The following is a 24,627-nucleotide window of genomic DNA, read 5'->3' as shown; positions in this document are numbered from 1 at the left end:
GAGACTTAGCCACGGGCCACCTCCAGGCAGATATCGACCACCGTACGGGTGGCGTCCGGTTTGGCCAGGGTGCGCGCGGTGCGGCCCATGGTCTTGAGTTTTTCAGGGTGCATCAGAACCTCGGTCAACTGCGCGGCGAGCTTGTCCGCGTCAGTGGCATGTTGCGGCAGAAGGATGGCGGCGCCCTCCTTCGCCAGATATTCGGCATTGCGGGTCTGGTGATCGTCGATCGCGTGCGGCAGGGGCACGAGGAACGACGGCAGGCCGGCGGCGGCCAGCTCGCTGACGGTCAGCGCGCCGGCGCGGCAGATCACCAGATCGGCCCAGGCGTATGCACGGGCCATGTCCTTGATGAAGGGCGCGACCTCGGCTTCGACCGCGACTTCGCGATAACGCTCCGCGGTGACTTGATCGTGTTGCTTGCCCGCCTGGTGGAACACCTTCGGGCGCAGCTCGGCCGGCACCTTGGCCAGTGCGGCGGGCAACAATTTGTTCAGCGGCTCGGCGCCCAGGCTGCCGCCCAGCACCAGCAGGCGCGGCTGGCGGCCGGCCAGCGTATCGCGCGGGGTTTCCAGGAACAGTTCCTCGCGCACCGGGTTGCCGGTGGTGCGCAGCTTGGCGCGCTTGCCAAAGGTATTCGGGAAGGCCTCGCACACGCGCTTGGCGATCGGTGCCAGGCTGCGGTTGGCGGTGCCGGCCACTGCGTTCTGCTCGTGGATCACCAGCGGCGCGCCATTGAACTTGGCTGCCAGGCCGCCGGGGCCGGTGACGTAGCCGCCCATGCCCAGCACGCACACCGGCTGCAGCTCGCGCATCACCCGACGTGCCTGGAACAGGGCGCGAACCAGCTGGAACGGCGCCTTGAGCAGGGACAGCTTGCTCTTGCCACGCAGGCCGGAGACCTGGATCAGGTGCAGCGGCAGTTCGGCCGCCGGCACCAGTTCGTTCTCGATGCCGCGCGGGGTGCCAAGCCAGTGCACGGCATAGCCGCGCGCCTTGAACTCGCGGGCGCAGGCCAGGGCCGGGAACACGTGACCGCCGGTGCCGCCAGCCATGATCAGGACGTTACCGCGCATGCTTGACCTCCTCGGTGTCGAAGAAGTCCGACTCGGTGAATTCGACTTCCTCACTGCCCAGCGAGGTACGGCGCTCCCATTCGATGCGCAGGAGCATCGCCAGGCTGACGCAGCAGATGATCAGCGAGCTACCGCCGTAGCTGAGGAACGGCAGGGTCAGGCCCTTGGTCGGCAGCAGGCCGACGTTCACGCCGATGTTGATCAGCACCTGGCCGATCCACTGGATGGCGATGCCGTAGGCCACGTAGGCGGAGAAGAACTGCTTGGACTTCTCGGCCCACAGGCCGATGTACAGGGCGCGCACGGCAACGAAGACGAACAGGCCGACGGTGACCAGCGCGCCGACCATGCCCAGCTCCTCGGCCAGCACGGCGAAGACGAAGTCGGTGTGCGCCTCGGGCAGGTAGAACTGCTTCTGGATGCTGTTGCCCAGGCCGACGCCGAACCACTCGCCGCGACCGAAGGCGATCAGCGCCTGGGACAGCTGGTAGCCGGCGCCGTATTGGTCGGCCCAGGGGTCGACGAAGTTGGTCAGGCGTTCCAGGCGATAGGCCTGGCTGGTCATCACGATCGCGCCGAGCACCAGCACGCAGGCGCCCAGCGGGATGAAGCGCACCAGGTTGATGCCACCGAGGAACAGCATGGCGATGCAGGAGCCGACCAGCACCACGGTAGCGCCGAAGTCCGGCTCGGCCAGCAGCAGCACGGCCATCGGGCCGAGCACCAGCATCGGTTTGAGGAAGCCGGAGAGCTTCTCGCGCACCTCGTCCTGGCGACGCACCAGGTAGCCGGCGATGAACACCACGGTGAACAGCTTGGCCAGCTCGGACGGCTGCACGTTGAACATGCCGAAGCCGATCCAGCGCTTGGCGCCGTTCACTTCGCGACCGATGCCGGGGATCAGCACCATGACCAGCAGGGCGAAGGCGATCAGCAGCAGGCTGGCGCCATAGCGCTGCCAGAAGGCCATCGGGATCATCAGGGTGGCGACAGCGGCGCTGATGCCGATGGCCAGGTAAATCAGGTGGCGGATCATGTGGTACAGCGGGTTGCCCGACAGTGCCGCGGCGACTTCCGAGCTGGCCGAGGTGATCATCACCAGGCCCAGGCCGAGCAGGGCCAGGCAACCGGCCAGCAGCGGGAAGTCGAGATCGATGCCGCGGCGGGTGCGCAGCGGCGACGGAGCGGCGAACAGGCGGGCGAGCAGGGTCATTGCAGGCCCTCCGCTGCCTGGGCGAACAGGCGCCCACGCTCTTCGAAGTTCTTGAACATGTCCAGGCTGGCGCAGGCCGGCGACAGCAGCACGGCATCGCCGGACTCGGCCAGGGAAGCAGCGCTCTGCACCGCCTCGTCCAGGGTCTTCACCCGCACCAGCGGCGCGGCGTCGCCCAGGGCCTCGGCGATCTGCTCGGCATCACGACCGAGCAGCACCACGGCGCGGCAGAACTTGGCCACCGGCGCCTTCAGCGCGGAGAAATCGGCGCCCTTGCCGTCGCCACCGGCGATCAGCACCAGCTTGCCGGCGATATCCGCACCCAGGCCTTCGATGGCGGCCAGGGCGGCACCGACGTTGGTGGCCTTGGAGTCGTCGTAGTAACCCACACCACGCAGCTCGCGCACCCACTGGCAGCGGTGTGCCAGGCCGGCGAAGCTGCGCAGGGTCTGCAGCATGGCCTCGAACGGCAGGCCGACAGCGTGGCCGAGGGCCAGGGCCGCCAGGGCGTTGGACTGGTTGTGTGCACCGCGAACCTTCAGTTCGGCGGTCGGCATCAGGGCCTCGAACTGGAAGGCCAGCTGCTTCTCGCCGTTCTCTTCGATGAGGCCGAAGCGCTTGAAGTCTGGCTTGCCCAGGCCGAAGGACCAGCACGGCACCTGGTCGGCGATCAGCGGACGCGACAGGGCGTCGTCGCGATTCACCACCACCTGCTTGGCGCCACGGAAGATGCGGTGCTTGGCCAGGTGGTAGTGCTGCATGCCGTCGTAGCGGTCCATGTGGTCTTCGCTGACGTTCAGGCAGGTGGCCACTTCGGCATTCAGGCGCTCGGTAGTCTCCAGCTGGAAGCTGGACAGTTCCAGCACGTACAGCTCGACGTCATCGCTCAGCAGGTCCAGCGCCGGGGTACCGATATTGCCGCCGACGGCGACCTTGCGCCCTGCGGCATCGGCCATCTCGCCGACCAGGGTGGTGACGGTGCTCTTGGCGTTGGAGCCGGTGATGGCAATGATCGGCGCCTTGGCGTGGCGGGTGAACAGGTCGATATCACCGGACATCTTCACGCCACGGGCGGCCGCCTCACGCAGCGCCGGGGTGGCCAGGGCCAGGCCGGGGCTCACGTAGAGCTCCGAGGCGCGGCAGAGGAAGTCGACGTCCAGCTCGCCGCAGCGCACTTCCACCTGCGGGTAGTCGCGCTGTAGGGTCGCCAGCTCCGGCGGGTTCGCGCGCGTGTCGGCCACGGCGAAGCGCACGCCCTGCTGCGCGAGGAAGCGCACCAGGGACATGCCGCTCTTGCCGAGGCCGACAACGATGCGGAACTGGTCGGAAGCGATCAGCGACACTCTCTATTACCTCAGCTTCAGGGTGGCCAGGCCGACCAGCACCAGGATCACGGTGATGATCCAGAAGCGCACGATCACGCGCGGCTCGGGCCAGCCTTTGAGTTCGAAGTGGTGATGGATCGGCGCCATGCGGAACACGCGCTTGCCGGTCAGCTTGAAGCTGGCGACCTGGATCATCACCGACAGGGTTTCCATGACGAACACGCCGCCCATGATGAACAGCACCACTTCCTGACGGACGATCACGGCGATGGTGCCCAGCGCGGCGCCGAGGGCCAGAGCGCCGACGTCACCCATGAAGACCTGGGCCGGATAGGTGTTGAACCACAGGAAGCCGAGGCCGGCACCGACCAGAGCGGCACAGAACACGATCAGCTCACCGGCGCCCGGCACATAGGGAATCAGCAGGTATTCGGCGAATTTGATGTTGCCCGACAGGTAGCAGAAGATCGCCAGCGCACCGGCCACCATCACGGTCGGCAGGATGGCCAGGCCGTCGAGGCCGTCGGTCAGGTTGACCGCGTTGCTGGTGCCGACGATGACGAAGTAGGTCAGCACCACGAAGCCCACGCCCAGCGGGATGGCCACATCCTTGAGCACTGGCAGGATCAGGGTGGTCTCCACCGGGCTCTGCGCAGTCATATAAAGGAAGATGGCTGCAGCACCGCCGAACACCGACTGCCAGAAATACTTCCAGCGGCTCGGCAGGCCACGCGAGTTCTTCTCGATCACCTTCCGGTAGTCGTCGACCCAGCCGATGGCACCGAACAGCAGGGTCACGGCCAGCACGGTCCACACGTAGCGGTTGGACAGGTCGGCCCAGAGCAGGGTGCTGACGGCGATGGCGGTGAGGATCAGCGCGCCACCCATGGTCGGCGTGCCCTTCTTCGACAGGTGCGACTGCGGGCCATCGTTACGCACGGCCTGGCCGATCTGGCGGATCTGCAGGGTGCGGATCATCCAGGGGCCGAGCCACAGCGACAGGGCCAGGGCGGTAAGCACGCCGAGGATCCCGCGCAGGGTCAGGTACTGGAACACCCCGAAGCCGGTGTAGAACTGTTGCAGGTACTCCGCCAGCAGCAGCAGCATGATTAGTGAGCCTCCCCGGATGCCCGTTGCAGCAACGCGTCGACGACCTTGTCCATCGCCGCGCTGCGCGAGCCTTTAATTAGAATGGTGGTGTCGCCCGACTCGCTGCGAAGCGCTTCGATCAGGCTGGCTTGATCGGCGAAATGACGGCCATTGCCACCGAAGGCCGCAACGGCATGCGCCATCAGCGGACCCACGGCATAGAGGGCATCGACCTTGCCGGCGGCATGGGCGCCGACGTCGCGATGGCCCTGCTCGGCCCACTCGCCCAACTCGCCCATATCTCCCAGCACCAGAACGGTGCGACCGGAGAAGGCGGCGAGTATATCCACTGCCGCACACATGGACAGCGGGTTGGCGTTGTAGCTGTCATCAATCACCCGCACGCCGTTCGGCGCCAGGTCAGCCACGGCGCGGCCCTTGACCGGTTGCAACGCTTCCAGCCCGGCTTTGATCCCGACCAGCGGCACGCCGAGGGCATGCGCGGCGGCGGCGGAAGCCAGGGCATTGGCCACGCTGTGCTCACCGAGCAGGTTGAGCTGGATGCGCGCCGCACCGGCGATGCCGGCCAGGGCGAAACCGGCACAGCCGCGGGCATCGCGCCACAGCTCGGTGGCATGTACATCGGCAGCCTGATCGCGCAGGGCGAAGCTCAGCACCTGACGCCCCTTGGCACGGGCCTGCCAGGTGGCGAAAGCTTTGTCGTCACGGTTGAGCACGGCGATGCCCTGCTCGCTCAGGCCCTCGAGAATCTCGCCCTTGGCCTCGACGATCTTCTCCGGCCCGCCGAACTCGCCGACATGGGCCAGACCGGCGTTGTTGATGATGGCCACGTCCGGGCGGGTCAGGCCGACGGTGTAGGCGATCTCGCCGACATGGTTGGCGCCCAGCTCGATCACCGCGCCGACGTGCTCGGGAGCCAGCTCCAGCAGGGTCAGCGGCGCGCCGAGGTCGTTGTTCAGGTTGCCACGGGTGGCCAGCACCGGACCGTTGAAGCCGGCGCGCAGGATGCTGGCGAGCATTTCCTTGACCGTGGTCTTGCCGCTGGAGCCGGTGACGGCGGCCAGGGGCTTGGCGAAGGCGGCGCGATTCAGCGCACCGAGCTGGCCCAGGGCGACGCGGGTATCGGCCACGACCAGCTGTGGCAGCGGCGCATCGGCCACTTCGCGCTGCACCAGGGCAGCGACGGCGCCCTTGGCGGCCACTTCGGCCAGGTAGTTGTGGCCGTCGAAGTTCGGCCCGACCAGGGCGATGAACAGCTGGCCGGCCTCGATCTTGCGGCTGTCGGTGGAAACGGCGGAGAACGCCAGGTCGGCGCCCGCCACGTAGCCATCCAGCGCCGGGGCCACTTCGCTCAGCAGCAGCGGCTTAAGCATGGGCGGCCTCCCAGGCCTGCAGGGCCTTGGCGGTTTCATCCAGGTCGGAGAAGGCATGACGCACGCCGGCAATCTCCTGGTAATCCTCATGGCCCTTGCCGGCCAGCAGTACCACATCGCCGACCTGCGCGGCGGCGACCAGACGAGCGATAGCATCGCCACGGCCATGCACGAACTCGACGGCCTCCGGCTTGGCGAAGCCGGCGCGGATGTCGGCCACGATCTGCGCCGGGTCTTCGCTGCGCGGATTGTCATCGGTGACCAGCACGGCATCGGCCAGGCGCTCGGCGACTGCAGCCATCAGCGGGCGCTTGCCACGATCACGATCACCACCACAGCCAAACAGGCACAGCAGGCGGCCGGTGACATGTGGGCGCAGGGCTTCCAGTACTTTTTCCAGGGCATCCGGGGTGTGGGCGTAGTCGACCACCACCAGCGGCAGCTGCTGACCACCGAAGCGTTGCATGCGGCCAACCGGGCCCTGCAGCTGCGGCATCACCGAGAGAATTTCGTCCAGCGGGTAGCCGAGGCCAAGCAGCGTGCCGACCACGGCCAGCAGATTGCTCAGGTTGAAGCGACCGAGCAGCGGGCTGCGCAGCAGGCCTTCTCCCTGCGGAGTCATCAGCCGCGCCTGCACGCCATGGTCGCCGAAGCGCGCCTCCTGGCAGTGCAGATAGGCCGATGCATCACTCAGGCTGTAGCCGATCAGGCGCGATTCATGCGGTACGGCAGCCAGCTGGCGACCGAATTCGTCGTCCAGGTTGATCACCCGGCACTTCAGGTCTGGCCAGGCGAACAGCTTGGCCTTGGCAGCACCGTAGGCTTCCATGCTGCCGTGGTAGTCCAGGTGGTCGCGGGACAGGTTGGTGAACACCGCCAGGCCGAAGTCCAACGCGGCTACGCGACCCTGATCCAGGCCGTGGGAGGAAACCTCCATGGCCACGGCGCGCGCGCCGGCCTGCTTGAGGTCGGCCAGGGTAGCCTGCACCGCGATCGGATCGGGCGTGGTGTGGCGACCGCTCTGCAGGGCGTCGTAGAAACCGGTGCCGAGGGTGCCGACGATGCCGCAGCGCTCGCCCAGCAGGTCCAGCGCCTGAGCCACCAGCTGGCTGACACTGGTCTTGCCGTTGGTGCCGGTGACGCCGACCAGACGCAGCGCACGACTCGGCTCGCCATAGAAGCGCCCGGCGATGGCCGACAGCTGCCCAGCCAACCCTTTGATGGCCACCAGCTCAGAGCCCTTGGCACTGACCACGGAGGAGCCTTCGGCCTCGTAGGCCACGGCGGCAGCGCCGCGGGCAATGGCGTCGGCGATATGGGCACGACCGTCCTGGGCCAGGCCAGGTACGGCGAGGAACAGGTCGCCCGGGCGCACCTTGCGGCTGTCCAGGGTCAGTTCGCGGATCAGTACGGCGCTGTTTGCCTGCGCCAGCAGTTGATTAAGGGGCATGGGCATCAGATTCGCCCTCCCGGAGTGCTGGCCGCAGTGGCAGTCTGCGGCTGAGCCGCGGCCGGGTCGACCGGCGGCGGCAGGTTGTCGGGGGTGATGTTCATCAGGCGCAGAGAGCCGGCCATCACCTTGCTGAAGACGGGCGCGGAAACCAGGCCTCCGAAGTAACCGTCCTTGCTCGGCTCATCCACCACCACAAACATGGCGATGCGCGGATTGGAGCTCGGCGCAAAGCCGGCGAACATCGAGCGATAGGCGTTGGCGGTGTAGCCCTTGGTGCCGACACTGGCCTTACGTGCGGTGCCGCTCTTGCCGGAGACGTGATAGCCCGGAACCTGAGCACGGAACACGCCACGCGGCGCCTCGATCACCTGCTGCAGCATGCCCTGCAGGGTCTTGGCCACTTCCGGCGGTACCACCTGGGCGCCGACCGGCTGACGATCGACGCGGGTCATGGACAACGGCAACACCTGCCCGTTGTTGGCCAGGGTGGCGTAGGCATGGGCCATCTGGATGGCAGTCACCGACACGCCGTAGCCGTAGGACAGGGTGGCGGTCTCGGCCTTGCGCCACTCGCGGTAGCTGGGTAGCTCGCCGACGCGCTCGCCGGGGAAGCCCAGGCCGGTGTCCTGGCCGAAGCCGACCTTGCTCATCATGTCGTGGATGGTCTCGCCACCGATATCGAAGGCGACCTTGCTCATGCCGACGTTGGACGAGTTGATCAGGATGCCGGTTAGGTCCAGCACCGGACCCTGGGTCTTGGACACGTCCTTGATGGTGTAGCGACCGATCTGCAGCGAGCCCGGGTAGACCTCGACCTTGTCTTCCGGCTTCCAGCGCCCGGTCTGCAGGGCGGCGGCCATGGAGATCGGCTTCACGGTCGAACCCGGCTCGAACACGTCGATCATGGCGCGGTTGCGCATCGCGGCGGGCTGCAGGTTGCGGCGGTTGTTCGGGTTGTAGGACGGCTGGTTGACCATGGCGAGGATCTCGCCGGTCTTCACGTCGATCATCACCAGGCTGCCGGCCTTGGCGCCCTGCTCGATCAGCGCGTTGCGCAGCTCGCGATGGGCCAGGTACTGCAGGCGCAGGTCAATGGACAGGGCCAGGGTCTTGCCAGCCTTGGCGTTCTGGGCGACCTGCACGTCCTTGATCAGACGGCCGCGGCGATCCTTGAGCACCTGGCGCTTGCCGGGCACACCGGCCAGCCACTCCTCGAAGGCCAGCTCGACGCCTTCGCGGCCACGATCATCGACATCGGTGAAGCCGACCACGTGGGCCGTCACTTCGCCAGCCGGGTAGAAGCGGCGGAACTCCTCCAGGCCGTAAACGCCCGGCACCTTGAGGTCGAGCACACGCTGGCCCTGCTCGGGGGTCAGGCCACGCACCAGGTACATGAATTCGCGTTCCTGAGCCTGACTCAGGCGCTGGGCGAAGGACTTGGACTCCTGCCCGAGTGCCGCAGCCAGGTCGGCCCAGCGATCCTGCGCCTTGAACAGCTCCTTGCCATTGGCCCACAGGGTGGTCACCGGGGTACTGACGGCCAGCGGCTCGCCATTGCGGTCGGTGATCAGGCCACGGTGCGCCGGAATCGGAATGTGCCGCACGCTGCGCGCATCGCCATGGGCCTGAAGGAAATCGTGGTCGATCACGTGCAGGTCGACGATGCGCCAGGCGATGGCACCGACCATCAGCGCCAGCAGGGCCAGCACCAGGCGGAAGCGCCAGGGATAGAGAGCGCCTTCGAGACCGATCATGGCGCCACCATCTGCACTTCGGTCGGCTCGGGGATACGCATCTTCAGCTGGCCGCTGGCCAGGGCTTCGATACGGTTGTGCGCGGTCCAGGTGCTCTGCTCCAGGACCAGACGGCCCCATTCGGCCTGCACCTTGTCACGCACACTGAGCTCGGTATACAGCGCATTGAGCAACTGGCGGTTCCAGTGCGCGCTGTAGGCAACCGCAATCGCCGACAGCAGCACGGAGCCGAACAGCAACGCCAGCAACAGGCTGCCGGGCGGCAACGGCTTGGCGTAAAGGCGACTCAACGCAGCTTCTCCGCTACGCGCATGACCGCGCTGCGCGAGCGCGGGTTGGCCTTGAGTTCAGCCTCGGAGGCGAACTGCGGTTTGCCCAGCAGCTTGAGACGCGGCTCGAAGGCCTTGGGAATGATCGGCAGGTCGCGCGGCAGGTTGTCCGCCTCGCCCTTGGCCTGGCGCTTCATGAACTGTTTGACGATACGGTCTTCCAGCGAGTGGAAGCTGATCACCACCAGGCGACCACCCACGGCCAGCGACTCGAGAGCGGCATCGAGACCGCGCTCCAGATCACCCAGTTCGTTGTTGACGTGGATACGCAGGCCCTGGAAGGCGCGGGTCGCCGGATTCTTGCCCTTCTCCCAGGCCGGATTGGCCTCGGTCAGCACGGCAGCCAGATCAGCGGTGCGCTCGAACGGCTTCTGCTCGCGGCGCTCGACCACGGCGCGGGCCATGCGCTTGGCGAAGCGTTCCTCGCCATATTCCTTGAAGACCCGGGCAATCTCGTCGGCGCTGGCGGTGGCGATGAACTGGGCGGCGCTGATGCCGGCATCCGGATTCATGCGCATGTCCAGCGGGCCGTCGTTGAGGAAGCTGAAGCCGCGCTCGGCATCGTCCAGCTGCGGCGACGATACGCCGAGGTCGAGCAGCAGACCGTCGATCTTGCCGACCAGGCCACGCGCGACCGCCTCTTCACCCAGCTCGGCGAAGCTGCGCTGTACAACGACGAAGCGGCCGTCTTCGGCCGCCAGTGCATTTCCCGTCGCGATTGCTTGTGGATCCTTGTCGAATCCGAGCAGGCGACCGTCTGGCCCGAGCCTTTGCAGAATCAGCCGACTGTGCCCTCCGCGCCCGAAGGTGCCATCGAGGTAGCAGCCGCCTTCGCGCAAGGCGAGGGCATCGACGGCCTCGTCGAGCAGTACGGTGATATGGCGGAAGCTATTGGTCATGGTCACAGGATCAGGTCGCGCAGGTCGTCCGGCAGAGCACCGGGTTGTTTGATGGCCGCCAGATCGGCGTCGGCAAGCGCGTTCCAGGCATCCTCGTTCCACAGTTGGAATTTGTTCAGTTGGCCGACCAGCATCGCGTGCTTGTCCAGACCCGCATGCGCGCGCAGGCGCGGCGGCACGAGGAAACGGCCACTGCCGTCCAGTTCGATGTCCACGGCATTGCCGATCAGCAAGCGCTGCAGGCGGCGGGTTTCTTCACGCAGAGATGGCAGGTCACGGAGCTTGGCTTCGATCAGCTCCCACTCGGGCAGGGGATAAACACACAGGCAGGGATCTACGGCATCGATGGTGACGATGAGCTGGCCAGAACAACGCGAAACGAGCTCGTCGCGATACCGGCTCGGCATCGCGAGTCGCCCTTTGGCGTCGAGACTGATGGCGTTAGCTCCACGAAACAAGGCTGCGCTTCCCCACTGTAATTAGCTTTCCATGCCCTTATGACCCACTTTTTTCCACTTTGTGCCACTTCGACACACTATAGAAACGCACAACCCTTAGCGTCAAGGCGCGCAAACGGGGAAAAATCCTTATGGGACGGTGATTTAGCGAACTAAGAGGGGATTTTTTAGAAGCAAAACGAGGGGTTTTGGCAGGCGAATTTCAGCGAGCTCATGAAGCTAAACTTCGAACTTAAAGTAATTTCTTAAGAGTAAGAATTTTTCGGTATTGAGAGGCGAAGCGGATAGAAGAGAAAGGAGGAGAGTCGATCTGTAAGCCGGGTTCTGTCGAGGACAGTCATTCCTCTACGACGTACATCACTGCACGCCTCTAGCAACCTACCCGGTTCCAGCGCGGGCCACGCCGATGGAACCCTATTTGGTCTTGCTCCGAGTGGGGTTTGCCTAGCCACGAACTGTTACCAGCCGTGCGGTGCGCTCTTACCGCACCTTTTCACCCTTACCGGCGCCGAAGCGCTTAGGCGGTTATTTTCTGTGGCACTTTCCGTAGGCTCGCGCCTCCCAGGCGTTACCTGGCACTCCGCCCTATGGAGCCCGGACTTTCCTCCCCCTTCAATGAAGAAGGCAGCGACTGTCCGATCGACTCTCCGCCGCCAAGGGTAACGACCCGAGCGCCTCAGGACAAGCTCAAGCGCCCTTCTGCCGATCGAGGGCAGCCTGGTACAGCAGGTTCTTGCGCACGCCAGTGATCTCCGCCGCCAGCGCCGCAGCACGCTTGAGCGGTAGTTCGGCCAACAGCAGATCGAGTACGCGCAGTGCCTCGGCACTGACTGCATCTTCGCCCTCCGGCTCCTGCCAGCCGGAAACCAGGATCACGCACTCGCCGCGCTGCTGGTTGCTGTCGGCAGCCACCCAATCGTGCAGCTCGCCCAGCGGCAGTCCCTTGAGGGTCTCGAAGGTCTTTGTCAGCTCGCGCCCCAGCACGGCCATGCGATCGGCACCGAAGATATCGCGCATGTCAGCCAGGGATTCCAGCAGGCGATGCGGAGCCTCGTAATAGATAAGCGTGCGGCCATCCTCTCTAACCTGCTCCAGGCGCGAGCGGCGCCCGACTGTCTTGGCCGGCAGGAAACCCTCGAAACTGAAGCGATCCGAAGGCAGGCCAGCTGCCGATAGCGCCGCGATCAGCGCACAGGCGCCCGGCACCGGCACCACGCGGATGCCCACCGCTCGCGCGGCACGCACCAGATGGAAGCCGGGATCGGAAATCAGCGGCGTACCGGCGTCGGAGATCAGCGCCACGTCTTCGCCAGACTGCAAGCGAGCGAGGAAACGGCCGCCCTGATCGCGCTCGTTGTGCTCATGACAGGCGGCCAGCGGTGTGCCGATCCCGAAGTGCTGCAGTAGGCGAGCTGAATGACGGGTATCTTCGGCGGCGATCAGCGCCACCTCCGCCAGGATGCGCAAAGCGCGCGCAGTGATGTCATCCAGGTTGCCGATCGGCGTGGCAACCACATACAGCGTGCCAGTGGCGGAAGAAACGGCGGAAGCACTCACGGGCACACCTCACTTGCGGAAAGCGCGCATTGTAGCCCGTTTCACGCCCCCGACATCGCGCCTGCCGTGGGGCTTGGGTACAATCCTGCCTTCTTTCTGATCAGTACCAGGACCGTATTCGATGATCGCCTGCCTGCGCCCGCTCTCCGCCCTCTGCCTCGCCGGCCTGCTCGCCGCTTGTGCCAGCTCGCCCTCGTCCAGCCTGGGCGAATTGCCGCGCACGCCGCAGGCCAGTATCGACCAGCTGCTGCAGCAGGCCGGCCAGAGCCAGCCGGAGCAGGCCGCCCTGCTGCGTCTCTCCGCTGCAGACCTGGCCTACCGCCAGCAGGACATCGGCCGCGCCACGCGCATTCTCGATGAAGTATCGATTGAGGGCCTGAAACCGGCCCAGCAGGTGTTCGCCGCCACGCTGCAGGCCGAACTGGCCTTGGCCCGCAACAAGCCGAAGAGTGCCCTCAAGGCTCTGCAGCACCCGAGCCTGGAACGCCTGGCCGAGCTGCCGGTAGAGCAACAAACCCGCACCCAGCTGGTTCGTGCCCGCGCCCTGGAGGCCGATGGCCAGACTCTCGCCGCCGCTCGCGAGCGGGTATTCATCGCCCCGCTGCTGTCCGGCGAAGCCGCACAGAGCAACCACGAAGCCATCTGGGGCCTGGTCTCCAGCCTGCCGCAGAGCCAGCTGATCAGCTCCGGCGACAGCGATCTCGACGGCTGGCTGAGCCTGGCGTTGGCGACCAAGAGCGCCGGCACCCCGGACCAACAATTGGCCGCCATCGACACCTGGAAGAACCAGCACGCCGGCCATCCGGCAGCCGAACAGCTGCCTCAGGCGCTGGGCAAGCTGAAGGAACTGGCCGGCCAGCCACTGCAGAAGATCGCCCTGCTACTGCCGCAGGATGGCCAGCTCGCCTCGGTAGCCCGCGCCCTGCGTGACGGCTTCCTGGCTGCCCACTATCAGGCGCAGCAGGCCGGGCAGAACCCACCGGAAGTGGTCCTGTACGACAGCGCTCACCTGTCCTCGCTGGACGACTTCTACCGCCAGGCCCAGGCCGATGGCGTACAACTGGTGGTCGGCCCGCTGGAGAAACCGCTGGTCAAACAGCTCAGCGAGCGCCCGCAACTGCCGCTGACCACCCTTGCCCTGAACTACAGCGACGCCGGCCGCGAAGCCCCGGCCCAGCTGTTCCAGTTCGGCCTGGCCGCCGAGGACGAGGCCCGCGAAGTGGCCCGCCGCGCCTGGGCCGATGGCATGCGCAGTGCCGTGGCGCTGGTGCCGCGCGGCGAATGGGGCAATCGCGTACTGGCCGCCTTCCAGCAGAGCTGGCAGGCCGCCGGCGGCAACCTGATCGCCGCCGAGCATGTCGACCAGCCGGTGGAGCTGGCTCAGCAGATCGCCGATCTGCTCCAGCTGCGCCAGAGCGAAGCCCGCGCCAAGCGCCTGCAGAGCACCCTGGGTACCCAGCTGGCCGCCCTGCCGTCGCGCCGCCAGGACATCGACTTCATCTTCCTCGCCGCCACTCCGCAGCAGGCCCAGCAGATCAAGCCGACCCTGGCCTTCCAGTACGCCGGCGACCTGCCGGTCTACGCCACCTCGCACCTCTACACCGGAGGCCAGAACCCGGCGCAGTACCAGGACCTGGAAGGCATCCGTTTCTGCGAGACCCCCTGGCTGCTGGACGCCAACGACGCACTGCGCCAGCAGGTCGACCAGCAATGGCCGCAGGCTGCCGGCAGCCTGGGTCGCCTGTACGCCATGGGTGTCGACGCGTTCCGCCTGGCCCCGCGCCTGAGCCAGCTCAAGGCCCTGCCGGATAGCCAGGTAGAAGGCCTCTCCGGCAACCTGAGCCTGAACCAGGCCCAGCGCGTGGAGCGCCAGCTACCCTGGGCCGAGTTCCGCAACGGCCAGGTCCAGCGCCTGCCGGACGCGATCAATTAAGAGCACCCAGGACAGTGGTCGCAGCGCCGAGGCATTGGCGCGCGACCACCTGCAGCAACAGGGCCTGCGCCTGCTAGCGCAGAACTGGAGCTGCCGCGGCGGCGAGCTCGATCTGGTCATGCTCGACGGCGATACAGTAGTATTCGTCGAAGTCCGCTACCGCAAGCACGCCGCCTGGGGCGGCGCACTGGAGAGCGTCGACGGGCGCAAGCGCCAGCGTCTGATTCTCGCCGCAGAACTGTTCCTGCAACGCGAGAACCGCTGGGGCAAGCAGCCCTGCCGCTTCGACGTGGTGGCGATCGGCCCCGGCAGCAGCGGACTCAACTGGCTACGCAACGCTTTCGAAACGTGAATAAGCCCGATCAAGGATTTCTAGTCGACTCGCGGCGGCGCCCTCAGGTAAAAACTTTTTCAGCAAACGCCACGACGACTTCCGACCCGTTCGGCTGTCTCATCAGCCAGCACACCTAAGGTTTCATTCCATGGACATGCAGAACCGCATCCGCCAGATGTTCCAAGCGAGCATCGACACCAAACAGCAGGCCATGGAAGTCCTGGTCCCCTTCATCGAGCACGCCAGCCAGGTGATGGTCAATTCGCTGCTCCACGAGGGCAAGATCCTCGCCTGTGGTAACGGCGGCTCCGCCGGCGACTCGCAGCACTTCTCCTCCGAGCTGCTCAACCGCTTCGAGCGCGAGCGCCCCAGCCTGCCGGCCATCGCCCTGACCACCGACAGCTCGACCATCACCTCGATCGCCAACGACTACAGCTACAACGAGATCTTCTCCAAGCAGATCCGCGCCCTGGGCCAGCCCGGCGACGTGCTGCTGGCGATCTCCACCAGCGGCAACTCGGCCAACGTCATCCAGGCCATCCAGGCCGCGCACGACCGCGAGATGCTGGTCGTGGCCCTGACCGGTCGCGACGGCGGTGGCATGGCCTCGCTGCTGCTGCCGGAAGACGTGGAAATCCGCGTGCCCTCCAAGGTCACTGCACGCATCCAGGAAGTACACCTGCTGGCAATCCACTGCCTGTGCGACCTGATCGACCGCCAACTTTTCGGGAGTGAAGAATGACCCGCAACCCGCTGATCCTCGTTACCCTCGCCCTCGGCCTGGCCCTGGGCGGCTGCAGCAACCGCAGCATCGGCAACAAGATCGACGACCAGTTCCTCGAGCCCAACGTGGCCAGCGCGATCTCTCGCTCGCACGCCGACCTCACCAGCCCGACCTCGCACATCGTGGTGACCTCCTACAACGGCGTGATCCTGCTGGCCGGCCAGGCCCCACGGGCCGACCTCAAGGAAAAGGCCGGCCAGGTCGCCAACGGCGTGCAGGGCGTGAAGAAGCTGCACAACGAGATCCAGGTGCTGCAGCCCACTTCGGGCCTGGCACGCAGCAACGACGCGCTGATCACCAGTAAGATCAAGACCCTGATGCTGGCCGACAGCGCCGTACCGAGCTCCAAGGTCAAGGTGGTGACCGAGAACGGCATCGTCTACCTGCTGGGCCTGGTCACCCGTGCCGAAGGCGCAGCCGCCACCAATGTGGCCTCCGGCGCTTCCGGCGTGCAGAAGATCGTCACGCTGTATCAGTACACCAACTAAGCCAGCGCAGGCCCTCCTGCGCCACGGCAGACATGCAAAAGGCGATCCTCGGATCGCCTTTTTCTTTGCTACTTGACCACCTTGAGACTGGGGCGCCCGCTGGGTCGTGGCGGCTCGTCATCGGATGGACCGTCACCATCGGGCTCCGGACCCTCCTCGTCGTCATCCACCGGCGGCTCCAGCTCGAAGACCATGCCCTGGCCGTTCTCCCGCGCATAGATCGCCAGCATGGCGCCGGACGGGATATACAGCTGATGGGCCACACCGCCGAAGCGGCCCTCGAAACTCACCGCCTCGTTGTCCATGTGCAGGTTGCGCACGGCGCTGGGCGATACGTTGAGCACGATCTGGCCGTCATTGGCGTAACCAGCCGGCACACGCACCTGCGGAAACTCGGCATTGACCAGCAGATGCGGAGTGCAGTCGTTGTCGACGATCCACTCGTAGAGGGCGCGTACCAGATAGGGACGACTGGAGTTCATGTTGGCCTCCTTCGGCTCAGCGCATGTCGCGCTCGACGGTGGACAGACTGGCCTGGAAGGCCTCGCGGGCAAACATACGCTCCATGTAATCCAGCAGCGGCTTGGCCGGGCGCGGCAGCTCGATGCCCAGCCGCGGCAGACGCCACAGGATCGGCAGCAGGCAGCAGTCCACCAGGCTCAGCTCATCGCTGAGGAAGAACGCCTTGTCAGCGAACAGCGGCGACACGCCGGTGAGGCTCTCGCGCAGCTCCTTGCGCGCCACGGCCTTGTCGGCCTCCTTGGTGCGCGAGTCGAGGATCTGATCGACCAGCTTGACCCAGTCACGCTGGATGCGGTGCATCAGCAGACGGCTCTTGGCCCGGTCGACTGGGTAGACCGGCAGCAATGGCGGGTGCGGATAGCGCTCGTCGAGATACTCCATCACCACGGTGGACTCATACAAAGCCAGGTCGCGATCGACCAGGGTCGGTACGCCGCCGTAGGGGTTGGCGTCGGCCAGCTTGGGCGGGCAGCGCCCGGGCAGGACGTCGATGATCTCGGCACTGACACCCTTCTCGGCCAGCACCAGACGCACGCGATGGGAATAGTGGTCGGCAGGGTCGGAATAACAGGCCAGCTTATTGGTCGCGGCCATGGCGTCCCTCCTCGCTTTTCGATATGGCAGAAACAGAAAAACGCACGCGCCCTTGAGGGGCGCGTGCGTCTACAGCGGTAACGCAGTGTATCAGTGCACGTCCTTCCAGTATTCGCGCTTCAGCAGATAGGCGAATACGAAGAGGAAGGCCAGGTACAGCAGCACGTAGGTACCGATGCGCTGGCTCTCCAGCTTGACCGGGTTGGCCGAGTAGGCGAGGAAGGTCACCAGGTTGTGCACCTTCTCATCGAACTCAGCTTCGGTCAGCTTGCCGGTCTTCGGCACGATGGTCAGCTGATCGCAGGCCTCGTGGGTGATCGGCGCGCCGGTCAGCGGGTCGTACTGCTTCTTGCCGTCCTCGACTACCTGAACCTGCTTGCAACCCACTACCTGACGACCCTGCAGGCCGACCAGCACGTTGGGCATGCCGACGTTCGGGAACACCTTGTTGTTGGCGCCCAGCGGACGAGTCGGATCCTCGTAGAAGGTGCGCAGGTAGGTGTACAGCCAGTCGGTGCCGCGCACGCGGGCAACCAGGGTCAGGTCGGGCGGCGCAGCGCCGAACCAGGACTTGGCGTCCTGCGGCTGCATGCCGATCTTCATGTGGTCGCCGATCTTCGCGCCAGTGAACACCAGGTTCTCCAGCATCAGTTCGTGCGGAATGCCGATGTCATCGGCAACGCGCTCGTAGCGCTGGAACTTGGCGCTGTGGCAACCCATGCAGTAGTTGGCGAAGGTACGCGCGCCATCCTGCAGGGCAGCCTTGTCGGTCAGGTCGATGTCGACCTGATCGAGGTGCACGTCATGGCCACCAGCAGCGAAGGACAGTGCCGGCAGTGCGGCGATAACAAATGCAGCAAATAGCTTTTTCATCAGCCAGTCACCCTTTCCGGAACCGGTTTGGTTTTCTCCATCCGGGTGTAGAACGGCATCAGGATGAAGTAGGCGAAATACAGCGCGGTGCAGATCTGCGACAGCAGGGTGCGGCCCGGAGTCGGAGCCAGTACACCCAGCACGCCGAGGATCACGAAGGACACGCAGAACACCACCAGCCAGATCTTGCTCAGCCAGCCCTTGTAGCGCATGGACTTGACCGGGCTACGGTCCAGCCATGGCAGCACGAACAGAACGGCGATGGCAGCGCCCATGGCGATGACGCCCAGCAGCTTGTCCGGAACGGCGCGCAGAATGGCGTAGAACGGGGTGAAGTACCACACCGGAGCGATGTGCTCAGGAGTCTTGAACGGGTTGGCCTGCTCGAAGTTAGGCTTCTCGAGGAAGTAACCGCCCATCTCCGGGAAGAAGAACACCACGGCACAGAACACGAACAGGAAGACCACCACGCCAACGATGTCTTTCACCGAGTAGTACGGGTGGAAAGCGATGCCGTCGAGCGGAATGCCGTTCTCGTCCTTGTGCTTCTTGATGTCCACGCCGTCCGGGTTGTTCGAGCCAACCTCGTGCAGCGCCAGGATGTGCAGCACGACCAGGCCAAGCAGGACGATCGGCAGGGCGATCACGTGCAAGGCGAAGAAGCGGTTCAGGGTGATACCGGAGATCAGGTAGTCACCGCGGATCCACATGGTCAGGTCATCACCGATCACCGGGATGGCACCGAACAGCGAGATGATCACCTGGGCGCCCCAGTAGGACATCTGACCCCACGGCAGCAGGTAGCCCATGAAGGCTTCGGCCATCAGGCACAGGTAGATCAGCATGCCGAAGATCCACACCAGCTCACGCGGCTTCTGGTAGGAGCCGTAGAGCAGACCGCGGAACATGTGCAGGTAGACCACCACGAAGAACGCGGAAGCACCGGTGGAGTGCAGGTAGCGGATGATCCAGCCGAACTCCACGTCGCGCATGATGTACTCGACGGAAGCGAAGGCTTCCTCGGCGGACGGGGTGAAGCTCATGGTCAGCCAGATGCCGGTGAGGATCTGGTTGACCAGTACCAGCAGGGCCAGCGAGCCGAAGAAGTAGAAGAAGTTGAAGTTCTTCGGTGCGTAGTACTTGCTCAGATGGTCTTCCCACATCTTGGTAGCGGGGAAGCGCGCATCGATCCAGGCCATGAATTTTTCCATCATGCTTTCTCCTGGTCCACGCCGACGATGATGACTTCATCGGACTCGTAGGAATGCGGCGGAACCGGCAGGTTCAGCGGCGCGGGCTGGGCCTTGTAGACACGACCGGCGAGGTCGTAGCGGGAGCCGTGGCACGGGCAGAAGTAGCCACCGACCCACTCCGGACCGAGGTCGGCCGGCGCCACTTCCGGACGGAAGGACGGCGAGCAACCCAGGTGGGTGCACAGGCCGACCAGCACCAGGATTTCCGGCTTGATCGAGCGACTGGTCTTGTCGACGTACTCCGGCTGCACAGAGGAAGCGGATTCCGGGTCAGCCATGCGGTCATGGATCTTGCCCAGGTTAGCCAGGATTTCCTCGGTGCGGTGCACGATGAATACCGGCTGGCCGCGCCATTCGGCGACCATTTGTTGGCCAGGCTCGACCTTGGCGATATTCACTTTCACCGGTGCACCGGCCGCCTTGGCCTTGGCACTGGGGAACCATGACCCCACGAACGGGGTCGCAGCCCCCACCGCTCCGGCAGCACCAACCACCGAAGTGGCCGCCACCAGGAAGCGACGCCGGCCTGCATTCACGCCGTCATTGCTCATTCAGTCGTCTCCCATCAGCTTTGTGGCCTGTTGTTCAGGCCTCTACTAAGTAATAAATCGGGCCGCACAAAAATTTGCCGAATGGTAAAGAAAAGCCCCTTTTCTGACAAGGTAATTACCCGATACAAATTGGTCGCAGCCCTTGCAGACCGGGCCTTCCGCTAATGCGACAGGTTGTCGCACAGAAAAATCAAAGCAATAAAAAACGCCCAGTTCCAAAAGGAAGCTGGGCGTCTTTGAACGTAGCAGCGAATTAACGCTTGGAGTACTGCGGACGCTTACGAGCTTTACGCAGACCCACTTTCTTACGCTCGACTTCACGGGCGTCACGAGTGACGTAGCCGGCTTTACGCAGCGGGCTGCGCAGGCTTTCGTCGTACTCGATCAGAGCGCGGGTGATGCCATGACGGATGGCACCGGCTTGACCGCTGACACCACCACCGAGAACGGTGACGTAGATGTCGAACTTCTCGGTGGTCTCGGTCAGCTCCAGCGGCTGACGCACGACCATGCGAGCGGTCTCGCGGCCGAAGAAGTTATCCAGGCTGCGGTTGTTGATGGAGATTTTGCCAGTACCCGGACGCAGGAAAACGCGTGCGGTTGCAGTCTTGCGACGGCCAGTGCCGTAATTTTGAGTCGCCGACATAATGAACTATTCCGTTAAATCTTCAGTTCTTGGGGCTGCTGAGCGGCGTGCGGGTGGTTGGCACCCTTGTACACCTTCAGCTTGCGATACATGTCGCGACCCAGCGGGTTCTTCGGCAGCATGCCCTTGACCGCGGTCTCGATCACGCGCTCGGGGGCCTTGGCGATCAGCTTCTCGAAGCTGATTTCCTTGATGCCACCCGGGAAACCGGAGTGCGAGTAGTACATTTTGTCGGAGGTCTTGGCGCCAGTTACACGCACCTGCTCGGCGTTGATTACGACGATGTAGTCGCCGGTATCAACGTGCGGGGTGTATTCCGGCTTGTGCTTGCCGCGCAGGCGGCTAGCGATTTCGGTGGCCAGACGACCCAGGGTCTGACCTGCAGCGTCGACGACGTACCAGTCGCGCTTAACAGTTTCCGGTTTTGCAGTAAAAGTCTTCATTCGCTATAGCCTCAGGGGCCGCCCTGAAAATAAGACGGCGGATCTTACTGAATAGTGCTTGCTTTGACAAGGTCAAAGACGGCCGGAAACAGACGCTATCGGGGGCTCGGGTCAGCACGTCCGCTACGGCAGGGGTTGTCGGTGGGCTAGGCATCCCCACCTTCCCTCTCGCATTGGCTAGGCGTGCCGTCGAGAGAGCCGCGGAATTATGCCGATTGCAGCGAAAATAGCAACCTGCTTTATGCTTGGCGCTTCTGCCTGAAACCAAGGAACCGCACATGGAATACCGTCAACTGGGCCGCAGCGACCTCAACGTCAGCGCCCTGTGCCTGGGCAGCATGACCTGGGGCGAGCAGAACAACGAAGCCGAGGGCTTCGCCCAGATCGACCGCGCGCGCGCCGCCGGCATCAATTTCCTCGACACTGCCGAGATGTACCCGGTGCCGCCGCGCGGCGAGACCTACGGCGCCACCGAGCGCATCATCGGCAACTACTTCAAGGCCCGCGGCAACCGCGCCGACTGGGTACTGGCGAGCAAGGTGGCCGGCCCCGGCAACGGCATCGACTACATCCGCGGCGGCAACCTGAAGCACAACCGCCGACATATCGCCGAGGCGCTGGATGCCAGCCTGAAGCGCCTGCAGACCGACTGGATCGATCTGTACCAACTGCACTGGCCGGAGCGCAGCACCAATTTCTTCGGCCAACTCGGCTATCGCCACCAGGAACAGGACTTCACGCCGCTGCAGGAGACCCTCGAGGCGCTCGGCGAGCAGGTCAAGGCCGGCAAGATCCGCCACATCGGCCTGTCCAACGAGACGCCCTGGGGCACCATGAAATTCCTCCAGCTGGCCGACAGCCTCGGCCTACCGCGCGCCGTGTCGATCCAGAACCCCTACAACCTGCTCAACCGCAGCTTCGAGGTCGGCCTGGCCGAGGTAGCCATCCGCGAGCAATGCGGCCTGCTGGCCTACTCGCCGCTGGCCTTCGGCATGCTCTCCGGCAAGTACGAGAACGGCGCCCGTCCGGTGAACGCGCGCATCACCCTGTTCAGCCGCTTCGCCCGCTACACCAATCCACAGGCGCAGGCGGCCTGCGATCGCTACGTACACCTGGCGCGCGGACACGACGTCGATCCGGCGCAGATGGCCCTGGCCTTCGTCACCCGCCAGCCGTTCGTCACCAGCAACATCATCGGCGCCACCACTCTGGAGCAGCTGGAGAGCAATCTCGGCAGCGCTAGCCTGGAGCTAAGCGACGAGCTGCTGGCCGCCATCGAGGCGATCCACCGCGAGCAACCCAACCCGGCCCCGTGAAACGAAAAAGCCCGGCAAGTGCCGGGCTTTTCGCATCCACCGCGCTTACAGGGCGCGACTGATGATCTCCTTCATGATCTCGTTGGTGCCGGCATAGATGCGCTGCACCCGCGAATCCGCCCAGGCGCGGGCGATCGGGTACTCCCACATGTAGCCGTAGCCGCCATGCAGCTGCACGCACTCGTCGATCACCTTGCACTGCAGGTCGGTACCCCAGTACTTGAGCATCGCCGCGGTCGGCACATCGAGCTTCTTGTTCAGGTGCAACTCCAGGCAGCGGTCGACGAACACCCGGCCGATCTGCACTTCGGTGGTCATCTCGGCCAGCTTGAAGCGGGTGTTCTGGAAGTCCGACACGGCCCGGCCAAAGGCCTTGCGCTCACGGGTGTAGTCGAGGGTCCACTTGATCGCCGCCTCGGCCGAGGCGATGGCGCCGACGCCGACGGTCAGGCGCTCCTGTGGCAGCTCCTGCATCAGGTAGATGAAGCCCATACCTTCCTTGCCCAGCAGGTTGCCCTTGGGCACGCGCACATCCTGGAAGAACAGCTCGGAGGTGTCCTGAGCCTTCATGCCCACCTTCTCCAGGCGCTTGCCCTTGGAGAACCCCGGGGTGCTGGCATCCACCAGGAACAGGCTGATGCCCTTGGCACCACCCTTCGGGTCGGTCTTGGCGACCACGATCACCATGTCGGCCAGCCAGCCGTTGGTAATGAAGGTCTTCGAGCCATTGATGACGTACTCGTCGCCATCCAGCACGGCGGTGGTCTTCACGCCTTGCAGGTCGGAACCGGTACCCGGCTCGGTCATGGCGATGGCGGTGACGACTTCGCCGCTGACCATCTTCGGCAGGTAATGCTGCTTCTGCTCTTCCGAACCGTAATGGAGGATGTACGGCGCGGCGATATCCGAATGCAGGGAGAAACCCACGCCGGTCAGGCCCAGGCGCGCCTGCTCCTCGATGACCACGGCGCTGTAGAGGAAGTCCGCAGACATGCCGCCGTACTCTTCCGGAATGTGCGAGCAGAGCATGCCGGCCTCGCCCGCCTTGTTCCACAGCGCGCGATCGATGTGCCCGTCCTTCTCCCACTGAGCGTGGTAGGGCACCGCCTCCTGCTCGAAGAACTTGCGTACGGACTCGCGGAAAAGCTCGTGCTCGGAGCTGAACAGGGTTCTTGGAATCATTGTTGTACCTGCATCTGAGTGGTCATTGGATGGGCCCCACTCTAGGCCAGCGCCCGCAGCGCGGGCACTGGACACATGCGACAAAAAATAAGACGATCCAGCCACCTGATGACCAATTAATCACCAACAAGAACAACAAACATGTCACCTACACGCATCGCCATCCTGGCGACCGATGGCGTCTTCGCCGCCACCCTGATGCAGGCCCGCGACTTCTTCCACATGGCCGCCATGCGCCACAGCAAGCAGCAGGGCCAGAGCCTCGCCTCACTGTTCCAGATTCGCATCCTCAGCCCGGACGGCCAGGCGGTTACCAGCTTCAGCGAGGCGGTCATCCCCGTGGATGGCCCTCTCGACGACGCCGATGTGGTCATCCTGCCGGCCTTCTGGGGTGACTTCGACGCTCTCTGCCAGCGCTATCCGCAGGTGCTGCCCTGGCTGCGCGAGCGCCACGCCGCCGGCCGCGCTATCTGCGGCGAGGCCACCGGGGTGTTCTGGATGGCCCAGGCCGGCCTGCTCGACGGCAAGGAGGCGACCACCTACTGGCGCTTCTTCCGCGAGTTCGGCGAACGCTTCCCCAAGGTGCTGCTCAACCAGGACAAGCACCTGTCGGATGCCGACAACCTGTACTGCGCCGGCGGCGTCACTTCGGCCTGCGATCTGTACATCTACCTGATCGAGCGCTACTGCGGCGCCGGCATCGCCCAGGGCGTATCGCGCGACATCCTCTACGAGACCCAGCGCAGCTACAGCCCCGGGCGCATCGGCTTCGGCGGACAGAAGCTGCACCAGGACGTGGCCATCCTGCAGGTGCAGCAGTGGCTGGAGGAGCACTTCGCCGAGAAATTCCGCATCGAGGACGTGGCGCGCCAGCACGGCATGAGCATCCGCAACTTCATGCGGCGCTTCCAGAGCGCCACCGGCGACAAACCGCTGCACTACCTGCAGCGCCTGCGCATCGAGACGGCCAAGGGCCTGCTCAGCGCCACGCGCAAGAGCATCAAGACCATCAGCTACGAAGTGGGCTATGACGACGCCAGCTTCTTCGCCCGCCTGTTCCGCCAGCATGCCGGGCTGTCGCCCAACCAGTACCGCCGCCAGTTCCTGCATAAGGACGGCGCCTGAGCGCAGGCAGTCCTACGCAGGTCGCCTGAAACGCAG

General features: G+C 64.9%; 25 protein-coding genes and 1 other RNA gene. 6 read left to right on the top strand and 20 right to left on the bottom strand.

What is annotated here, in order from left to right; translation table 11 throughout:
- Positions 1 to 5: 5 nt before the first annotated feature.
- The 12 genes from murG to rsmI all read right to left on the bottom strand — a co-directional run bounded on the left by murG (position 6) and on the right by rsmI (position 12,547).
- The gene (murG, locus tag PTT45_RS22040) at positions 6 to 1,076 is read right to left on the bottom strand and encodes an undecaprenyldiphospho-muramoylpentapeptide beta-N-acetylglucosaminyltransferase (protein WP_273816125.1); all 1,071 of its coding nucleotides are present in this window, start codon (positions 1,074 to 1,076) and stop codon (positions 6 to 8) included.
- On the bottom strand, positions 1,066 to 2,289 hold the full coding sequence (ftsW, locus tag PTT45_RS22035; RefSeq protein WP_273816124.1) for a putative lipid II flippase FtsW: 1,224 nt from the start codon (positions 2,287 to 2,289) through the stop codon (positions 1,066 to 1,068). The genes murG and ftsW overlap by 11 nt, the downstream gene beginning before the upstream one ends.
- Positions 2,286 to 3,632 carry a UDP-N-acetylmuramoyl-L-alanine--D-glutamate ligase gene (gene murD / locus PTT45_RS22030; RefSeq protein WP_273816123.1) on the bottom strand — a complete coding sequence of 449 codons (1,347 nt, stop codon included), beginning with the start codon at positions 3,630 to 3,632 and terminating at the stop codon, positions 2,286 to 2,288. Before murD ends, ftsW begins: the two co-directional genes overlap by 4 nt.
- A 6-nt stretch (positions 3,633 to 3,638) precedes the next feature.
- Complete coding sequence (gene mraY, locus PTT45_RS22025) at positions 3,639 to 4,721, bottom strand: phospho-N-acetylmuramoyl-pentapeptide-transferase (protein ID WP_043309103.1); 1,083 nt, start codon at positions 4,719 to 4,721, stop codon at positions 3,639 to 3,641.
- Positions 4,722 to 4,723: 2 nt separating this feature from the next.
- Positions 4,724 to 6,097 carry a UDP-N-acetylmuramoyl-tripeptide--D-alanyl-D-alanine ligase gene (locus PTT45_RS22020; RefSeq protein WP_273816122.1) on the bottom strand — a complete coding sequence of 458 codons (1,374 nt, stop codon included), beginning with the start codon at positions 6,095 to 6,097 and terminating at the stop codon, positions 4,724 to 4,726.
- The gene (gene murE / locus PTT45_RS22015; protein ID WP_273816121.1) at positions 6,090 to 7,553 is read right to left on the bottom strand and encodes a UDP-N-acetylmuramoyl-L-alanyl-D-glutamate--2,6-diaminopimelate ligase; all 1,464 of its coding nucleotides are present in this window, start codon (positions 7,551 to 7,553) and stop codon (positions 6,090 to 6,092) included. The genes PTT45_RS22020 and murE overlap by 8 nt, the downstream gene beginning before the upstream one ends.
- Complete coding sequence (locus tag PTT45_RS22010) at positions 7,553 to 9,304, bottom strand: peptidoglycan D,D-transpeptidase FtsI family protein (RefSeq protein ID WP_273816120.1); 1,752 nt, start codon at positions 9,302 to 9,304, stop codon at positions 7,553 to 7,555. Before PTT45_RS22010 ends, murE begins: the two co-directional genes overlap by 1 nt.
- Positions 9,301 to 9,594: a cell division protein FtsL gene (gene ftsL, locus PTT45_RS22005; RefSeq protein ID WP_273816119.1), complete on the bottom strand. Its 294-nt coding sequence runs from the start codon at positions 9,592 to 9,594 to the stop codon at positions 9,301 to 9,303. The genes PTT45_RS22010 and ftsL overlap by 4 nt, the downstream gene beginning before the upstream one ends.
- Complete coding sequence (gene rsmH / locus PTT45_RS22000) at positions 9,591 to 10,532, bottom strand: 16S rRNA (cytosine(1402)-N(4))-methyltransferase RsmH (protein WP_273816118.1); 942 nt, start codon at positions 10,530 to 10,532, stop codon at positions 9,591 to 9,593. Before rsmH ends, ftsL begins: the two co-directional genes overlap by 4 nt.
- Before the next feature lie 2 nt (positions 10,533 to 10,534).
- Positions 10,535 to 10,990 (bottom strand): division/cell wall cluster transcriptional repressor MraZ, encoded by a 456-nt coding sequence (gene mraZ, locus PTT45_RS21995; RefSeq protein WP_043309109.1) that lies wholly within the window; start codon positions 10,988 to 10,990, stop codon positions 10,535 to 10,537.
- A 297-nt stretch (positions 10,991 to 11,287) separates the two neighbouring features.
- Positions 11,288 to 11,637: RNase P RNA component class A (gene rnpB / locus PTT45_RS21990), an RNA gene on the bottom strand.
- A 40-nt stretch (positions 11,638 to 11,677) separates the two neighbouring features.
- Positions 11,678 to 12,547, bottom strand: coding sequence for a 16S rRNA (cytidine(1402)-2'-O)-methyltransferase (gene rsmI / locus PTT45_RS21985; RefSeq protein WP_273816117.1), 870 nt, complete (start codon positions 12,545 to 12,547; stop codon positions 11,678 to 11,680).
- A 121-nt stretch (positions 12,548 to 12,668) separates the two neighbouring features.
- On the opposite strand from rsmI, the gene PTT45_RS21980 reads away from it, so the two are divergent.
- The 4 genes from PTT45_RS21980 (at position 12,669) to PTT45_RS21965 (ending at position 16,086) form a co-directional block, all read left to right on the top strand.
- Entirely contained in the window at positions 12,669 to 14,480 is a 1,812-nt protein-coding gene (locus PTT45_RS21980) for a penicillin-binding protein activator (protein ID WP_273816116.1), read from the top strand.
- Positions 14,476 to 14,832, top strand: coding sequence for a YraN family protein (locus PTT45_RS21975; RefSeq protein ID WP_273816164.1), 357 nt, complete (start codon positions 14,476 to 14,478; stop codon positions 14,830 to 14,832). Before PTT45_RS21980 ends, PTT45_RS21975 begins: the two co-directional genes overlap by 5 nt.
- Before the next feature lie 130 nt (positions 14,833 to 14,962).
- Positions 14,963 to 15,556: a phosphoheptose isomerase gene (locus PTT45_RS21970; protein ID WP_273816115.1), complete on the top strand. Its 594-nt coding sequence runs from the start codon at positions 14,963 to 14,965 to the stop codon at positions 15,554 to 15,556.
- Complete coding sequence (locus PTT45_RS21965) at positions 15,553 to 16,086, top strand: BON domain-containing protein (protein ID WP_273816114.1); 534 nt, start codon at positions 15,553 to 15,555, stop codon at positions 16,084 to 16,086. Before PTT45_RS21970 ends, PTT45_RS21965 begins: the two co-directional genes overlap by 4 nt.
- Before the next feature lie 68 nt (positions 16,087 to 16,154).
- On the opposite strand, the gene PTT45_RS21960 is transcribed toward PTT45_RS21965, so the two are convergent.
- The 7 genes from PTT45_RS21960 to rplM all read right to left on the bottom strand — a co-directional run bounded on the left by PTT45_RS21960 (position 16,155) and on the right by rplM (position 20,968).
- On the bottom strand, positions 16,155 to 16,568 hold the full coding sequence (locus PTT45_RS21960) for a ClpXP protease specificity-enhancing factor (RefSeq protein ID WP_273816113.1): 414 nt from the start codon (positions 16,566 to 16,568) through the stop codon (positions 16,155 to 16,157).
- Positions 16,569 to 16,584: 16 nt separating this feature from the next.
- Positions 16,585 to 17,202 carry a glutathione S-transferase N-terminal domain-containing protein gene (locus tag PTT45_RS21955; protein WP_273816112.1) on the bottom strand — a complete coding sequence of 206 codons (618 nt, stop codon included), beginning with the start codon at positions 17,200 to 17,202 and terminating at the stop codon, positions 16,585 to 16,587.
- A 90-nt stretch (positions 17,203 to 17,292) separates the two neighbouring features.
- Positions 17,293 to 18,075 (bottom strand): cytochrome c1, encoded by a 783-nt coding sequence (locus PTT45_RS21950; RefSeq protein WP_273816111.1) that lies wholly within the window; start codon positions 18,073 to 18,075, stop codon positions 17,293 to 17,295.
- Entirely contained in the window at positions 18,075 to 19,286 is a 1,212-nt protein-coding gene (locus PTT45_RS21945) for a cytochrome b (RefSeq protein ID WP_273816163.1), read from the bottom strand. Before PTT45_RS21945 ends, PTT45_RS21950 begins: the two co-directional genes overlap by 1 nt.
- Positions 19,286 to 19,879: a ubiquinol-cytochrome c reductase iron-sulfur subunit gene (gene petA / locus PTT45_RS21940; RefSeq protein ID WP_273816110.1), complete on the bottom strand. Its 594-nt coding sequence runs from the start codon at positions 19,877 to 19,879 to the stop codon at positions 19,286 to 19,288. The genes PTT45_RS21945 and petA overlap by 1 nt, the downstream gene beginning before the upstream one ends.
- 253 nt (positions 19,880 to 20,132) lie before the next feature.
- A complete protein-coding gene (gene rpsI / locus PTT45_RS21935; protein WP_021701334.1) occupies positions 20,133 to 20,525 on the bottom strand; it encodes a 30S ribosomal protein S9 in 393 nt (130 codons plus the stop codon).
- A gap of 14 nt (positions 20,526 to 20,539) precedes the next feature.
- The gene (rplM, locus tag PTT45_RS21930) at positions 20,540 to 20,968 is read right to left on the bottom strand and encodes a 50S ribosomal protein L13 (protein WP_043309119.1); all 429 of its coding nucleotides are present in this window, start codon (positions 20,966 to 20,968) and stop codon (positions 20,540 to 20,542) included.
- A 278-nt stretch (positions 20,969 to 21,246) separates the two neighbouring features.
- Here rplM and PTT45_RS21925 point away from each other — a divergent pair, with 278 nt between their 5' ends.
- Positions 21,247 to 22,284: an NADP(H)-dependent aldo-keto reductase gene (locus tag PTT45_RS21925; RefSeq protein ID WP_273816109.1), complete on the top strand. Its 1,038-nt coding sequence runs from the start codon at positions 21,247 to 21,249 to the stop codon at positions 22,282 to 22,284.
- Between the two features lie 45 nt (positions 22,285 to 22,329).
- Here the strand turns inward: PTT45_RS21925 and PTT45_RS21920 are convergent, their stop codons facing one another.
- Positions 22,330 to 23,466: an acyl-CoA dehydrogenase family protein gene (locus PTT45_RS21920; protein ID WP_273816108.1), complete on the bottom strand. Its 1,137-nt coding sequence runs from the start codon at positions 23,464 to 23,466 to the stop codon at positions 22,330 to 22,332.
- Positions 23,467 to 23,688: 222 nt separating this feature from the next.
- Between PTT45_RS21920 and PTT45_RS21915 the strand changes: the two genes are divergently transcribed.
- On the top strand, positions 23,689 to 24,591 hold the full coding sequence (locus PTT45_RS21915; RefSeq protein WP_273816162.1) for a GlxA family transcriptional regulator: 903 nt from the start codon (positions 23,689 to 23,691) through the stop codon (positions 24,589 to 24,591).
- The last annotated feature ends 36 nt before the right edge of the window (positions 24,592 to 24,627 follow it).

The organism is Pseudomonas sp. Gutcm_11s (assembly GCF_028649395.1).
Taxonomy (GTDB): Bacteria; Pseudomonadota; Gammaproteobacteria; order Pseudomonadales; family Pseudomonadaceae; genus Aquipseudomonas.
Note: the sequence above shows the minus strand (reverse complement) of the source record. Positions and strands in the feature narration are given on the sequence as shown.

Excerpts from the sequence above, each read along its gene's own strand:
- murG (WP_273816125.1), bottom strand. The coding sequence starts at position 1,076 with ATGCGCGGTAACGTCCTGATCATGGCTGGCGGCACCGGCGGTCACGTG.
- ftsW (WP_273816124.1), bottom strand. The coding sequence starts at position 2,289 with ATGACCCTGCTCGCCCGCCTGTTCGCCGCTCCGTCGCCGCTGCGCACC.
- mraY (WP_043309103.1), bottom strand. The coding sequence starts at position 4,721 with ATGCTGCTGCTGCTGGCGGAGTACCTGCAACAGTTCTACACCGGCTTC.
- PTT45_RS22020 (WP_273816122.1), bottom strand. The coding sequence starts at position 6,097 with ATGCTTAAGCCGCTGCTGCTGAGCGAAGTGGCCCCGGCGCTGGATGGC.
- murE (WP_273816121.1), bottom strand. The coding sequence starts at position 7,553 with ATGCCCATGCCCCTTAATCAACTGCTGGCGCAGGCAAACAGCGCCGTA.
- PTT45_RS22010 (WP_273816120.1), bottom strand. The coding sequence starts at position 9,304 with ATGATCGGTCTCGAAGGCGCTCTCTATCCCTGGCGCTTCCGCCTGGTG.
- rsmH (WP_273816118.1), bottom strand. The coding sequence starts at position 10,532 with ATGACCAATAGCTTCCGCCATATCACCGTACTGCTCGACGAGGCCGTC.
- PTT45_RS21980 (WP_273816116.1), top strand. The coding sequence starts at position 12,669 with ATGATCGCCTGCCTGCGCCCGCTCTCCGCCCTCTGCCTCGCCGGCCTG.
- PTT45_RS21970 (WP_273816115.1), top strand. The coding sequence starts at position 14,963 with ATGGACATGCAGAACCGCATCCGCCAGATGTTCCAAGCGAGCATCGAC.
- PTT45_RS21965 (WP_273816114.1), top strand. The coding sequence starts at position 15,553 with ATGACCCGCAACCCGCTGATCCTCGTTACCCTCGCCCTCGGCCTGGCC.
- PTT45_RS21960 (WP_273816113.1), bottom strand. The coding sequence starts at position 16,568 with ATGAACTCCAGTCGTCCCTATCTGGTACGCGCCCTCTACGAGTGGATC.
- PTT45_RS21955 (WP_273816112.1), bottom strand. The coding sequence starts at position 17,202 with ATGGCCGCGACCAATAAGCTGGCCTGTTATTCCGACCCTGCCGACCAC.
- PTT45_RS21950 (WP_273816111.1), bottom strand. The coding sequence starts at position 18,075 with ATGAAAAAGCTATTTGCTGCATTTGTTATCGCCGCACTGCCGGCACTG.
- PTT45_RS21945 (WP_273816163.1), bottom strand. The coding sequence starts at position 19,286 with ATGGAAAAATTCATGGCCTGGATCGATGCGCGCTTCCCCGCTACCAAG.
- petA (WP_273816110.1), bottom strand. The coding sequence starts at position 19,879 with ATGAGCAATGACGGCGTGAATGCAGGCCGGCGTCGCTTCCTGGTGGCG.
- rpsI (WP_021701334.1), bottom strand. The coding sequence starts at position 20,525 with ATGTCGGCGACTCAAAATTACGGCACTGGCCGTCGCAAGACTGCAACC.
- rplM (WP_043309119.1), bottom strand. The coding sequence starts at position 20,968 with ATGAAGACTTTTACTGCAAAACCGGAAACTGTTAAGCGCGACTGGTAC.
- PTT45_RS21925 (WP_273816109.1), top strand. The coding sequence starts at position 21,247 with ATGGAATACCGTCAACTGGGCCGCAGCGACCTCAACGTCAGCGCCCTG.
- PTT45_RS21920 (WP_273816108.1), bottom strand. The coding sequence starts at position 23,466 with ATGATTCCAAGAACCCTGTTCAGCTCCGAGCACGAGCTTTTCCGCGAG.
- PTT45_RS21915 (WP_273816162.1), top strand. The coding sequence starts at position 23,689 with ATGGCCGCCATGCGCCACAGCAAGCAGCAGGGCCAGAGCCTCGCCTCA.